The sequence below is a fragment of the Symbioplanes lichenis genome (assembly GCF_030709675.1).
Taxonomy (GTDB): Bacteria; Actinomycetota; Actinomycetes; order Mycobacteriales; family Micromonosporaceae; genus Actinoplanes; species Actinoplanes lichenis.
Genome location: NZ_JAUZQD010000010.1, coordinates 84775 through 98110, shown reverse-complemented (window position 1 = coordinate 98110; position 13336 = coordinate 84775). Strand labels below are relative to the sequence as shown.

At 70.1% G+C, this 13336-nt stretch carries 12 protein-coding genes; 5 read left to right on the top strand and 7 right to left on the bottom strand.

Annotated features, from left to right (window positions below):
* Nucleotides 1-56: 56 nt before the first annotated feature.
* From RAN62_RS24225 to RAN62_RS24205, 5 genes are all read right to left on the bottom strand, one after another.
* Entirely contained in the window at nucleotides 57-1520 is a 1464-nt protein-coding gene (locus tag RAN62_RS24225; RefSeq protein ID WP_305787038.1) for an RAD55 family ATPase, read from the bottom strand.
* Nucleotides 1517-1876 carry a response regulator gene (locus RAN62_RS24220; RefSeq protein WP_305787037.1) on the bottom strand — a complete coding sequence of 120 codons (360 nt, stop codon included), beginning with the start codon at nucleotides 1874-1876 and terminating at the stop codon, nucleotides 1517-1519. The genes RAN62_RS24225 and RAN62_RS24220 overlap by 4 nt, the downstream gene beginning before the upstream one ends.
* A 90-nt stretch (nucleotides 1877-1966) precedes the next feature.
* Complete coding sequence (locus RAN62_RS24215; protein WP_305787036.1) at nucleotides 1967-2953, bottom strand: helix-turn-helix transcriptional regulator; 987 nt, start codon at nucleotides 2951-2953, stop codon at nucleotides 1967-1969.
* Nucleotides 2954-2985: 32 nt separating this feature from the next.
* A complete protein-coding gene (locus RAN62_RS24210; RefSeq protein WP_305787035.1) occupies nucleotides 2986-3984 on the bottom strand; it encodes a helix-turn-helix transcriptional regulator in 999 nt (332 codons plus the stop codon).
* Between the two features lie 174 nt (nucleotides 3985-4158).
* Nucleotides 4159-7089, bottom strand: a complete 2931-nt coding sequence (locus tag RAN62_RS24205; RefSeq protein WP_305787034.1) for a beta-galactosidase — start codon at nucleotides 7087-7089, stop codon at nucleotides 4159-4161.
* Nucleotides 7090-7224: 135 nt separating this feature from the next.
* Here RAN62_RS24205 and RAN62_RS24200 point away from each other — a divergent pair, with 135 nt between their 5' ends.
* From RAN62_RS24200 to RAN62_RS24180, 5 genes are read left to right on the top strand one after another with little or no spacing between them, the layout of a single operon-like run.
* The gene (locus tag RAN62_RS24200) at nucleotides 7225-8211 is read left to right on the top strand and encodes a LacI family DNA-binding transcriptional regulator (RefSeq protein ID WP_305787033.1); all 987 of its coding nucleotides are present in this window, start codon (nucleotides 7225-7227) and stop codon (nucleotides 8209-8211) included.
* Nucleotides 8212-8257: 46 nt separating this feature from the next.
* Entirely contained in the window at nucleotides 8258-9466 is a 1209-nt protein-coding gene (locus RAN62_RS24195; protein WP_305787032.1) for an extracellular solute-binding protein, read from the top strand.
* Entirely contained in the window at nucleotides 9463-10551 is a 1089-nt protein-coding gene (locus RAN62_RS24190) for an ABC transporter ATP-binding protein (protein WP_305787031.1), read from the top strand. Before RAN62_RS24195 ends, RAN62_RS24190 begins: the two co-directional genes overlap by 4 nt.
* Nucleotides 10551-11426, top strand: a complete 876-nt coding sequence (locus tag RAN62_RS24185; protein ID WP_305787030.1) for an ABC transporter permease — start codon at nucleotides 10551-10553, stop codon at nucleotides 11424-11426. The genes RAN62_RS24190 and RAN62_RS24185 overlap by 1 nt, the downstream gene beginning before the upstream one ends.
* Nucleotides 11426-12250 carry an ABC transporter permease gene (locus RAN62_RS24180; RefSeq protein ID WP_305787029.1) on the top strand — a complete coding sequence of 275 codons (825 nt, stop codon included), beginning with the start codon at nucleotides 11426-11428 and terminating at the stop codon, nucleotides 12248-12250. The genes RAN62_RS24185 and RAN62_RS24180 overlap by 1 nt, the downstream gene beginning before the upstream one ends.
* An 89-nt stretch (nucleotides 12251-12339) precedes the next feature.
* Here RAN62_RS24180 and RAN62_RS24175 read toward each other — a convergent pair whose 3' ends face one another.
* The gene (locus RAN62_RS24175) at nucleotides 12340-12708 is read right to left on the bottom strand and encodes a TM2 domain-containing protein (protein ID WP_305787028.1); all 369 of its coding nucleotides are present in this window, start codon (nucleotides 12706-12708) and stop codon (nucleotides 12340-12342) included.
* A 49-nt stretch (nucleotides 12709-12757) separates the two neighbouring features.
* The gene (locus tag RAN62_RS24170) at nucleotides 12758-13300 is read right to left on the bottom strand and encodes a GerMN domain-containing protein (RefSeq protein ID WP_305787027.1); all 543 of its coding nucleotides are present in this window, start codon (nucleotides 13298-13300) and stop codon (nucleotides 12758-12760) included.
* Nucleotides 13301-13336: the final 36 nt, after the last annotated feature.

Genomic DNA, 13336 nt, shown 5'->3' with positions numbered 1-13336 from the left:
GAACCGCGAGAGGTGAGCACGCACGAGCGCGGCGCCCCGGCCCCGGGGCGCCGTACTCATGCCTGGGTGTCCGCCACCGGCAACGGCGGGCAGTCGCGCAGCACGCTCCAGCCGAGCATGCCGGTGACGCGCTCGAGCTGCTCACCCACGAGCAAGCCGCCGTTGTCGTCGACATGGCAGGCGTACATGCCGAGGGTGTGTTTGCTGTTGCGCATCTTGACGATGTTGAGCACGCGGCCGATCTCGGCGCAATGCTCGACGAAACGCACCTGAATCACGTTGTGGAACAGGTACATGAGCCCGGCGAGCGGATCCTCGACCGGGCCGAGCAGGCGGATCTCGCTGGTCACCCAGAGCGACGCGCCGGCGGCGCGGATGATGCCGAGCATGCTGCGCAGGTACGCGGGGAAGCGCTGCGCCTCGCGCGCGGCGTGCGCCATCTCGGCCAGGCTGTCGATGACCACGCGCCGGATCGATCCGTCGGTCAGATGGCGCCGGATCATCGCCGACAGGACGTCCAGGTCCAGGTCGAGCGCGCCGACCGGAACGTGCGCGACGATCAGCTGGTCCCGCTCGCGGGCGGCGTGGAAGTCCCAGCCGAACCGGGCCGCCATCTCCTCCAGCTCCCCGATGGTGTCCTGGAACGTGACGTAGAGACAGCGCTCGCCCCGCGCCAGCCCCTCGGCGACGAATCCGAGGCAGCCGATCGTCTTGCCGACACCGGACGGGCCCAGTACGACCGTCCCGTCACCGTCGGGGATGCCGCCGTCCATCAGAGCGTCGAGGTTCCTGATGCCGGAAGTGATCCGCTTGCCCCGGGCCGGCATGTCGGTCGGCAGGAACGCTTCGAGGCGCGGATAGACACTGAAACCGTTTCCCGTGATGTGCACGGTGTGCGTCCCACCGAGCGGCGCCGCGCCGCGCATCTTGCGCACCCGAAGCCCGCGCCGGTCGACCGGCTCCCGGATCTCCAACGACAACATGATGATGCCGTCGGCCAGAGCGGACTCCACCCCGGTGTGCACCTCCTCCTCGGTGTACTCGCCGAGCAGCAGCAGGACGGCGCCGCTGTGCGCCACCCGGCTCGTGAGGTCGTAGAGCGCCGCGCGCAGCATGTGGTCGCTGACGAAGTCGCGCAGCATCTTGGTGCTGTCGATGACCACGATGGCGGGCTCGTCGTCGAGCGCCTTGCGCACCACCTCGTCGATCAGCGGATCGAGCGGGGCCTGGGTGTCGCGCAGCAGATCGCCCAGGTGCACGTACTCCACGCGATTGCCCAGCGCCTCGGGGTCGAAGAAGGAGAACTGGCGCAGGTTGTTCACGAGCTTGGCGTGCGGCTCCGACAGCGTGGTGTAGTAGACCGCCTTGCGCTCGGCCGTGGCGACGGCGAAGCAGATCTGCTGCGCCAGAATGGTCTTGCCGGTGCCGGGCGGCCCGGAGACGACCACCACCGAGCCGGGGAGCAGCCCGCCGCCGAGGATGAGGTCGAGGTCCGCCAGCCCGGTCCCCAGATGCTTCACTGCTTCACGCGTCCTTCCTGGAGCAGGCGTTCGGCCACGGCGACCAGCTCAGCGCGCTGGTAGGGCTTGGCGAGGGCGGCGTCGGCACCGTCGGCGACCTGCCAGTCGGCACTGACCGACAAGATCGGGATGGCGGCGGTCGCCGGATCGGCCCGCAGCCGGCGGATCAGCTCCGCTCCGCCCATGACCGGCATCATCATGTCGGTCACCACCAGGTCCGGGCGCTTCCGCGCCACGGCTTCCAGCGCGGCGGCCCCGTCACCCGCCTCGGTGACCTCGTGCCCGGCCCGCGTGAAGAAGCGGCGCAGTATGAACCGCAGGTCGGGTTCGTCGTCGACGACCAGAATCGTGCTCACCGGATCCCGTCCGCTCCTCAGGCATGTGTCCTCACGATACAAACGGACAATTCGCCTTAACCGGGATTCTCGAATCTTGACACGCCGGGGTCAGTCCCCCAGACGCAGCGTCTCCGACGGGGCGGCGCCGTAGCGCTGCCGGTAGGCGCGGCTGAACCGGCCGAGATGGGCGAACCCGCAGCGGTGGGCCACGGCGGCCACGGTCTCCTGCCCCTGCAGCCCCGCGAGCAACAGCTGGTGCGCGCGGCCCAGGCGGACCTGCCGGAGGTAGGCGGTCGGCGACATCCCGAGGTGCCGCTGGAAGCCGATCTGCAGCGTCCGGACGCTGATCCGGCCGATCGCGGCGAGGTCGCCGACAGAGAACGGCTGCTCCGGACGGTCCTCGATCGCCGTCACCACGCGGCGCAGGGACGCCGGATGCATCGGGGCCGCCGGCTGGTCGAGCTCGGCCCGGTGGCTGTGCGGCAGGCACAGCAGCGCGCCGGCGACGACGAGATGCCGCATGTGCTCGGCGATCAGCGGGTACTGCAGCAGGCTGTCGCCCGCCAGGCCCTCGGCCCGGAAAGATCGGACCGTCCGGCACCAGCTCGCCGCGGCACCGCTGGTGACGGTCAGGCTCGAGGCGAAGCGCAGCCGGCGTGCCGCCGGCATCCCGGTCAGGACCGCCAGCTCCTGACGTAGCGCCGCCTCGTCCACGATCAGCGCCAGCGGACGGAAGTCGGCGCCGTGCCGGAAGGTCACCGCGTCCCCCGGCCCGGCCGCGGCGGCATGCCCCCGGTCGACCTCGACCCTCGCCCCCTCGTGCACCAGCTGACCCCGGCCGGCGTCGGACAGGGTGAAGTGGTAGCCGCCGAGACCGGCCATCGTCGCGGTCAGCGGCATCGCGAACGACATGCTCACCGCCAGCAGCGGCCCGAGCCGGACGGCGTCGACGCCGAGCCGGAAGCCGCTCCCGGCCGCGGCGTCGAGCGTCAGCCCGGCCGGGGCGAGAAGACGGGCCAGCTCCTGCCGGGCCAGCCCCTCGTCGGAGAGGATCGTGCGCCACCGTTGCGGTCGCAGCCCACCGTCGTCGCTCATGGTGCCGCCCGTTCTGTCATCGCCGGCCTCCGTCAGGACCGCAAGGTGTGCCCCGGGCTCTCCCGGAAGGCCGCCCGGTAGTCGCCGGCGAACCGGCTCGGGCTCAGGTAACCCCAGCGGCGCGCCGTGTTCGCGACGGTGACGCCGGTGCCCGGATCGGCGTCCTGGAGCTCCTGGCGCGCTCGTTCCAGCCGGACCCGCCGCAGGTAGGCCATGGGCGTGGTGTCCAGCTGCCGGCGGAAGGCCAGCTGCACCGAGCGCACACCCAGACCCACGGCGGCCGCTATCTCCTCCGCCGTCAGCGGCTGGTCGGCGCAGGCCTCGATGAAGGCCACGGCCCGGCGCACGACGCCCGTGGCGGTGGTGGCGGTCTCGGGCCGGGGACCCGTGGTCATGCTGGTGTTCGGGAAGACCGCGAGCACCGCCGAGGCGCCCAGCCGCAGCAACTGGTCGACGATCAGCGGCGGCGGCCCGCCCTCCGCCGCGTGCATCCGGCCGGCGATGAACCGGACCGTCGCCGCCCAGTATTCGCCCATCGGCGCCGAGACCGGGGCCAGAGATCGAAATCGCAAGGCGGCCGCGGGTATTCCGGTCAATTCCTCGGCGAGCTGGGCGACATATGCCGACGGAATGCGCAGATCGATGAGCGCCGGATCGGAACAATCGGAGTGGTAACCGTTTTCCAGCGGATAGAGAAAACCGTCCCGCCGGGCCAGCCGCACCTCCTCGTTCCCCGCCCGCAGCTGGATCCGGCCCCGCTCGAGCGTGCCGGCGAGCAGGAAGTCGATCGGCTCGCCCGTGGTGACGTAGCGGACGCCGCCCGCGCTCACCACATCGACGCTGAGCGTGGGCGATTGTGCAGTGCTGATGCGGAAATCGACGGCGCGCGGGTCGTCGACGGTGATCTGCGCGCGGTGCTCGGCGATGCGCCTCGCGGTCTCGACGGCGAGGTCGCTGTCGCGGGTGCGGATGTCGGCGAGCGTGACGGCGCTGTCGCCGGTGGGGCGGCCGTTCACGGCCGCGCCGGTCATTGCCGAACGCCTGGAGGCAGGTGGTGGGTCATTGTCCGCATTCACCTTCCGGCGGAGTCCGGAATGGTGCCGCCCTCCGGCCGACGTTACCAGCCTCCGGCGCAATTATTCGAATACGGCCGTTCGCCTGACGAAGATCATTTCGTAATCCGGCGGTTTGTGCGCGGCGCCGGGTCAGCCGGCCGGGGACCGGACGGTGGCGAGGCTGGTCAGTCGAACCGGTTCCAGGGCGTTCCCGGGGCCACCGTCGCTGGTGACCGCGAGGGCCAGGGTGTTGCGGCCGTGCGGGTCGAGGACGCCGGTGGGCAGGACGAAGGTGTGCTGCGGGCCCACGTCGGCGATGTACTGACCCATGTTCCAGCCGTTGAGAAAGATCAGCACCCGGTAGTGGCCGCCGGAGCGGGGCACCGACGGGTCGCCGATGGTCAGGCCGAGTGACGCGTCGTGGCCGGCCGGCACGCGCAGGTCGAAGCTGGTGCGGTACCACGAGGTCCCGGGCGCGGCAGTCGTGGCAGGCACCGTCGCCGGGGTCCAGGTGCGGTCGCGGAAGGTGGGCAGGTACCAGCCGTTGCGCTCGCCGAACAGGCCGCCGTTGTTGAGCGGGCCGCGCAGTTTCTCCGTACCCGTGGCGCCCTGGATCTTCCATGACACGGCGGCGCCGAGCGATGCCGAGATCAGCCCGCGCCCCTCCTTGTGGGCGTCGTTGACGCCGCCGTCCTCGTTGTGCGAATCGTTGCGGACCATGACCGAGAGCACGTGCGGCCCGTCGGTCCGCATATTTTCCGGTACGGCCAGAGTGGCCGTGCCCCGCGTCGGCGGCGCGGCGACCCCGGTGCTCAGCACGGTCTGGCCCAGGTAGGTCCCGTCGAGCCACGCCTGCACCAAGCCGGCACCGCCACCACCGAATTCCAGGCTCAGCGTTTCCGGGGTGGCACCGGTGAAGCGGCCCCGGTACCAGATGTCGCCGTGGTGGAAGCCGTAGTCGTCAGCCGTCAGGACCGGTTGGCCGGCCGGCGGAGGCGTGGTGCTGTTGGTAGTGGTCAGATCGGCCGTGCGCCAAGCGGAGTCGTCAAACTCGGGAACCGATTCCGGAGATTCCGGCGCGTACTTCCAGGTGGCTTTCGTCAGGTCGGGCAGCGTCACGGACCGAGGGCCGGGCAACGGTTCGACGGCACGCAGGCTCTTGCTGCCGGTCGGCCGCACGCTGACGGGCACACCGTTCCAGGTGACGAGCCGCGTTCCGGCCGGGCCCCAGACCTCGAGGCCGGCCGGGGTGCTGGTGTCGCCGGTGAGGGCGAGGACCGGGCCGCGGCTCTCGGCGGTGCGGGCCAGGCTCGGCCCGTGAACCAGCACCGGGCCCGCGTCGCTGTCCACGCGCCAGAAGGCGTCGGCGGTCGTCTGGTCGGCGAGCAGCAGGATGAACGGCCGGCGGCCCGGTTCCGTGATGCTGACCCGGATCAGACCCTGATGGGTGTACGCGAGCCGCAGATCGCCGGTCGTGTCGTCATAGGTGACGGCCGCGCTGCCGTCGAGGACACGCACCACCGGTTCGCTCGGGTAGCGCAGGACCGTCTCGCCGTCCTCACCGTCACGGCCGTAGAGCAACGCGACCCCGTCGTCCAGGTGGGTCTCGATCTCCGACGTGGAGTAGACGAGGTGCTGGCCCGCGAGGTCGTAATCGGCGACGAAGGTCTTGGCGTCCTGACCGTCGAGCCGGGCGGGCACGGTGTACGTACCGTCGGCGGTCTGCAGCGGGAAGGTGAACCGGTCGTCGGTGGTGGCACTGGACGGGTTGTGCGCCGCGAAGTAGAAGTGCGTGCCGGTGTCGGGGTTGAGGGTGTGCTCGATCTTCACGGCCGGCGTGGAGGCCGGGACGCCGGGGCCCTTCTCCACCTTGGTGAGCGGCCGCACGGTCTGGACGAAGTAGCCGAGCTCCTTGAGCGCGGCGGCCTTCGGGCGGATGCGGCGCGCCTCGTCGATCGCGGCACCGTAGTCGTAGGAGGTGTAGACCACCGGTGCCGGCAGCCAGCCCCACGACGTGCCACCGAAGGCCATGTAGACGTTCTGCACGGTCAGCCGGTTGGCGATGTTCGTGCCGTAGAAGACCCGCTCGTAGCCGTTGCCCTGGCGCACGGCGGTGCAGGGATAGGTGCCGACACTGCCCCAGTAGTCGAACCAGCCGCCGCCGAACTCGGCCGTGAAGCCGGGCGTCTCGGGTGAGGCCGTCGCGCCGCCCTTGGCGCCGCCCGCCCCTTGGATGCCCCAGTCCGGTGCGGTGCTGGGCGTGCTCGGGGTGCCGTCGGTGCGGCACGTGCCGCCGGGGTAGCCGTCGAACGCGTACATGTCGACCGGCCCTGGCACCGTTCCCGGAACGCCGGAACTCGGCGGCACCCAGTAGCCGTTTCGCCCCTTGTCGTTGTGGAAGATCGGGACGTCGATGCCGTCGGCGCGCGCCTTGTCGTACAGGTGCTTCAGATAGTTGGCCTGGCTGGAACCGGTTGCGGCGAGCTCGTTCTCGATCTGATAGAGGATGACCGAGCCGCCGCCTGTGGTGAGCTGATGCCGGGCGATGATCGGGTCGATGGCGCTCTGCCACTCGTCGGTGGCGGCGAGATAGTCGGGGGCGTCGCTGCGGGCGCGGCCGGCCTGCGTGGTCAGCCAGGCGGGGAAGCCACCGCCGTCGGTCTCGGCATTGATGTACGGGCCGGGGCGCGCGATCACGTAGAGGCCGGCTTCCTCCGCCGTGCGCAGGAACCGGTCCATGTCGCGGACGCCGGTGAAGTCGTAGACGCCCGGCGCGGGCGAGTGGTAGCCCCAGTCGAAGTAGACCGACACAGCATTGAGCCCGTTGACCTTGAACTTCTGCAGCACGTCGCGCCACAGCCGCGGGCTCGGCAGCCGGAAGGGGTGCATCTCGCCGGACCACAGATACGTGCGCTCGCCGCCGATGATCATCGAGTACCGGTCGAAGCCGACCGTGGTGCCCGCCGTGGCCGCCGGGCCCGCGGTGACCGGCGCCGTCGCCCCGGCCGGCCGGGGCGTCAGCACCAGCAGGGCCGTCACCAGCAGGGCCGCGGCGACCGCCCGGCCTGTCCGTGTGCTCATCCGTGCCGCCTCTCGACCCGCCCAGTCAACGCTCACCTATCGACGTTCGTCAACGCTTCTGACATCGGTTGACAATATTCCGGAAACGGTTCCAGACTGACGCAGGTCGATGTCTTCCACGGCGGGGAGAGCGGCATGACCGTGACGATCAAAGACGTGGCGCGGCTGGCCGGGGTGTCCGCGTCGTCGGTGTGCCGAGCCTTGGCGAACCCCGGCGGGGTGCGACCCGACACCCGGGAACAGGTCCAGAGAGCCGTCCGCGAGCTGGGCTACGTGCCCAACCGCACCGCCCGGGCCTTGAGCACCGGGCGCACCGGCAACCTCGGCATCGTGCTGCCCGACCTGGCCAACCCCTTCTTCGCCGGCGTCGTCAAGGCGGCGCAGACCCGGGCCCGGGCGCTCGACCACTCGGTCTTCCTCAGCGACATCGACGAGGACCCGGCCGTCGAGACCTTGCTGATCCGGGCCCTCCTGAGACAAGTCGACGGGTTTCTGCTGTGCTCGCCGCGCTCCAGCGACGAGGAACTGCGGGCACTGCACGGCAAGGTCCCGATCGTGCTGCTCAACCGGCGGCTCACGCCCTTCCCGTCGGTGACCCTCGACGCGGCGAGCGGCATGACGCAGGCCCTGCTCCATCTGCACGTGCTGGGACACAAGCGGGTGGCCTACGTGGCGGGGCCACGCACCTCTTGGGCCAACCGGGAACGCCTGCGCGGGTTGCGGTCGGCCGCCGAGTCGCGGCCGATCGAGGTGATCGAGGTGGGCACCGCCCCGCCGACCGTGGAGGGCGGCGCCGCCATGGCCGACGTGGTGCTGAGGACCGGTGTCACGGCCGTACTGGCCTTCAACGACCTCACGGCGCTGGGATTGCTCAACCGCTTACGGGACCGGAACTTCCACGTTCCCGAAGAGATCAGCGTGATCGGCTTCGACGGGATCCTGCTGTCGAGCCTGGTCAGCCCGGCGCTCACCACGATCGGCGTCGACATGGAGCGGATCGGGCAGGCCGGCGTGGACCTGCTGCTGGAGACGATGGCGGACCCCGCGCATCCGCCCGCCCACCGCAAGCTGCCCACCCAGCTGATCGTGCGCTCCTCCACCGACGTCGTCCGACCCCATTGACTCTTCCCGCCGGTCCCCTCGGCGGATCTTTCTTAGGAGCAGTGCCATGCCGTCCAGCAGACGCCAGTTCCTCGTCATGACCGCAGCCGCCGCCGGACTCGCCGCGTGCAGTGCCCCGGACCAGAACAACAACGCCGGGACGACCAGCGGGCCGGTGCCCGGCAAGCCGTCGTCGCCGCAGACCGTCAACGTGCTCGACGTGGCGGGCAACCTGCAGCTCACCCAGCCGATGATCGACGACTTCACGGCGAAGAACGGCGACGTGATCAGCAAGGTGACCTACACCAAGGCGACGGCTCCGGAACTGGTCGGCAAGGTGAAGGCGCAGCAGGGCGCCGGCCGGGTCGACATCGACCTGGTGCTCACCGGGGTCGACGGGCTGGCCGCCGGCATCGATCAGGGGCTCTGGGTGGATCTGCTGCCGGCCTATGCGAACCGGCTCACCGGCATGGCGAACTATCTGCCGGGCGCCGCGGCCATGCAGAAACTCGCGGGCAACGCCGGCGTCACGGTCACCTATTATCCGTCGGGCCCGCTGATCGAATATCTGCCCAAGAACGTGGCCACTCCCCCGGCGGACGCGCAGGCTTTGCTCGCCTGGGCCCAGGCCAACCCCGGCGGATTCCAGTACGCCCGGCCGTCGAACTCGGGCCCCGGCCGCACTTTCCTCATGGGCCTGCCCTATCTGCTCGGCGACACCGATCCCAAGGATCCGGTCAACGGCTGGAACAAGACGTGGGACTACCTGAAACAGCTCGACAAGTACGTGACTCTGTACCCGTCGAGCACCAGTGAGACGATGAAGAACCTCGCCAACGGGTCCGCGAAGATGATCGCCTCGACGACCGGCTGGGACATCAATCCGCGGGTGCTCGGCACGGTGCCCAAGGAGGCGAAGGTCGGCACGCTCGAGGGCTTCCACTGGATCACCGACGCGCACTATGCCGTCGTGCCCAAGGGCGTCTCGACCGACAAGCAGGCCGCGGTGCTGGCCCTGATCGGGTTCATGCTCACGCCGGAGCAGCAGGCGAAGGCGTACGACAAGGGCTATTTCTATCCGGGCCCGGCGGTCAAGGACGTGCCGCTGTCGATGGCGCCGGAGAACAGCCGCCAGGCGATCGAGGAATTCGGGCGCGCGGAGTACGACCAGCTGATCGCCGGCAATCCGCTGGAGGTGCCGCTGGAGGCCAAGGCCCTCGTGGCGGCCTTCGACAAGTGGGACCGGGAAGTCGGCGGGAACAAGGTGAAGAAGTGACTCAAGGTCAGCCGGCGGCCCGGCCGGGAACGGCGGGTGGGGCTGCATGGCGACAGTTGCGGCTGGAACAGGTCACGCGACGGTTCGGCAGCAGCGACGCCTTGGCCGATCTGGACCTGACCATCGAGCGGGGCGAATTCATCGCGCTGCTCGGCCCGTCCGGATGCGGCAAGTCCACGGCCCTGAACTGTCTCGCCGGGCTGCTGCCGCTGAGCCGGGGCAGCATCTGGCGCGACGACACCCGGCTCGACACGCTGCCGGCCGAGCGGCGCGGATTCGGCATGGTGTTCCAGAACTACGCGCTCTTCCCGCACATGTCGGTCCGCGGCAACGTCGCCTTCGGCCTGAAGATGCAGCGCCGGCCGCGCGCCGAGGTCGCCCGCCGCACCGACGAGGCGATCCGGCTGGTGCGGCTGGAGGAGCACGCGGGCAAGCTGCCGGGACAGCTCTCCGGCGGCCAGCAGCAACGCGTGGCGATCGCCCGGGCCGTGGTGCTCGAGCCGTCGCTGGTGCTGATGGACGAGCCGTTGTCGAACCTCGACGCGATGCTGCGGCTGGAGATGCGGACGGAGATCCGGCGCCTGCACCAGTCGCTCGGGCTGACCACGGTCTACGTCACGCACGACCAGGAGGAGGCGCTGTCCATGTCGGACCGGCTGGTCGTGCTCCGCAACGGGCGGGTGCAACAGATCGGGACGCCCGAGCAGGTGCACACGCAGCCCGCGAATCGGCATGTCGCCGGCTTCATGGGCTATCGCAACATCCTGCCGATGCGGGCGGTCGCCGGGAATGTCGTGGAAGGCGACGGGCTGCGCCTGACGGGAACGGCCGTGGGAACCGTTTCCAGCGGTGACTCAGTGGAGGTGGCGATCCGGCCCGAGGACGTGCATCTGGGCCACGGGATCCCGGTGACCGTCGGTGTCGTCGAGTACCAGGGGCGGGAGGTGGCCGCGGAGGTGCACACCGCCGGCGGCGTCCGCCTGCATCTGCGTACGGGCAAGGGATTGCGACCCGGCGACCAGGCGGAGGTGGCCCTCGACCCGGACCGGCTGCTGATCTTCCCGATCGTTCCGGAGGACGCGTGATGGTCGCTCTTCGCCACCGGCTGGCCGATCGTGGCATCGATCGTCAGTTGTTGCTGCTGGTGCCGGCCACGGTGTTCGTCGCGGCGCTGTTCATCTATCCGTTCTGCTACGGGCTCGGCTTGTCGTTGCAGCCCGCGCAAGGGGGGCCGCTCGGGGCGTACCGCGAGTTCTTCGCCGATGCCTACCAGCGCGACACCATCATGACGACGCTGCGAATCGCCCTGCCGGCCGCGCTGCTGAACGTGCTGGCATCGGTTCCCATCGCGTACCGGATGCGGGGGCGGTTCCGCGGGAAACGGTTGCTGACCACGGTGCTCGTCGTCCCCATCACGCTGGGAACCGTGCTCACGGCCGAGGGACTGCTGAACTTCCTCGGACCGGCCGGCTGGGTCAACAGAGCACTCACGGGAATCGGTTTCATCGACTCGCCAGTGACGCTCGTGCACAACTACTGGGGTGTGTTCCTGTCGTTGGTGATCACGGGCTTCCCGTTCGCGTTCCTGCTCGTGCTGTCGTACCTGTCCGGCATCGACCCGAGCCTCGAGAAGGCGGGCGCGACGCTGGGCGCGGGCTGGGCCCAGCGGTTCTTCCGGATCACGCTGCCGCTGCTCGCCCCCGGGCTGGCGACCACGTTCTGCCTCACGTTCGTGCTTGCTTTCAGCGTGTTCCCATCGGCCATCCTGGTCGGCGACCCCTCCGGCACCACCCGGGTCATCTCCATCGCCGCGTACGAGGCCGCCTATGTGCGCTACGACTACGCGGGAGGCAGTGCGGCCGCGCTCATCATGGGGCTGGTCGAGCTGATCGTCATCGCCGTGGTGCTGGGCCTGCGCAGCTTGCTCTACACCGGCACCACGAGCGGAGGCAAAGGCTGATGCGGCTCCGGATCGGCACGTGGTTCATGTGGACCGCGGTCATCATCTTCTTCATCGGCCTCGCCGGCGTGGTCGGGTCGGTGGTCGTCAACTCGCTGGGCACCCGATGGTTCGACACGTGGCTGCCCGAGGGCTGGACCACCGACTGGTACGGCCAGGCCTGGGACGAATTCACGCTGCTGCCCGTCCTCGGCGTCACGCTCGCCGTGTGCCTGCTCGTGGCGGTCATCTCCGTACTCGTGGGAGTGCCGGCGTCGTACGTGCTGGCCCGCCGCTCCTTTCCCGGACGGCGCGCGCTCTATCTGCTGTTCCTGCTGCCGATTCTGATGCCACCCATGACGTACGGCATCCCGCTCGCCACGGTGCTCTACAAGTACGGCTTCGCCGGGCACCTCTCCGGGGTGGTGCTGGCCAACCTCGTCCCGTCGATCCCGTTCGTCATCCTGACCATGACGCCGTTCATCGAGCAGATCGACCCGGCGGTCGAACGGGCGGCGCGCATGTGCGGTGCGCGTACGCGGCAGATCTTTGTCAGGATCTTGGCGCCCTTGCTCGTGCCGGGCATCCTGGCGGCGAGCATTCTGGTCGTGGTGCGCACGGTGGGCATGTTCGAACTGACGTTTCTGACCGCGGGGCCGGACTCGCAGACGCTTGTCGTGGCGCTGTTCTACTCCATGTCGGCCGCCGGCATTCGCGCGCAGCAGTCGGTGGACGCGATGGCCGTCGTTTACACGGGGATGATGCTGGTGCTGCTGGTGGTGGCGTTGCGCTTCGTGAACCCGACGCAGCTGGTGGCGCGGGTCAAGGAGGACGTGGACGACTGAGCTTTCCGCAGGCCGGGGAGGTCGGGCAGGGTGCTTTCGAGTCGGAGTGGCGGCCAGGCTGGAGGTCCCAGGTCAGGCGTGCGCGCACGCTAACGGCCGGTCGGTTCGGCGGCGCCGTCGAGGAGGTGGTAGCGGGCCATGACGGCGGCTCGGCGGGTGCGGTTGACGGTGCGGACCCGGCGGGCGAGGAAGAAGACGTCGGCGAGGGTCCAGAGACCCAGGCCGCCGAGGGTGAAGAGCATGGCCATCGAGCGGGCGGTGTCGCCCAGATAGAACCGGTGGCCGCCGAGGATGCCGGTGACGCACCAGAGGGCGTAGGCGATGCGGACGTCCTTCGCGACGGCGGCGTAGTCGGACTCGGCCTGGCGGACCCGGAGCTGCTCCCAGGCCGGCAGCTCGGCCGGCGCGTTCACCGCGGACAAGCTCGCGGCGGGACGGTTGGAGGCGGCTGGATCCACGGCGCCCACGATAGCTCCGGCCGGTCCGGGCCCGCCGCAGCCCGGCTCCCTAATTCGGGGCGATGAGGGCGGCGTAGTCGTTGCCGGTGAGGGGGTCGCGGGAGAGGGAGCCGTCGGCGCGGGGGACTTCGAGGCGCTGGCCGTGGCGGGTGAAGACGACGGCGCTCACGTCGGCGCGGGAGGTGAGGGTGCAGACGATCTGACCGTAGGTGAGGGCGTCGTCGACGATGGCGGCCGATTCGTCGGATTCGGAGACCTCGACGCGGGCCTCGCTGCCGGAGGGGGACCTCGACACGGTCAGGGTGAGACCGGTGAGGGCGCTGGTCAGGCCGGTGTTGCGCTCCGCCTCGTCGGGGCCGGCCAGCAGGTGGGTCAGCTGGAGCTGGGCGTCGGGCGGGGCGTCGATGCGGCGTACGGCCTGGACCAGCTGGTCGTCGCGGACCAGGCACAGGATCTCGGCGTACGCACCCGGGCGGGCGGCCGCCACGCTGGGCAGCGGCGCCGTCAGCGGCCGGCGCGGGAGGTCGACGGTGTGCGGCTCGCTCTGGGCGGGCAGGCCGCAGGCGGTGAGCGTAACGACAGAAACGAGCATGAGCGTTTGCTTGATGCGACAGCCCGCGCCGGAGTC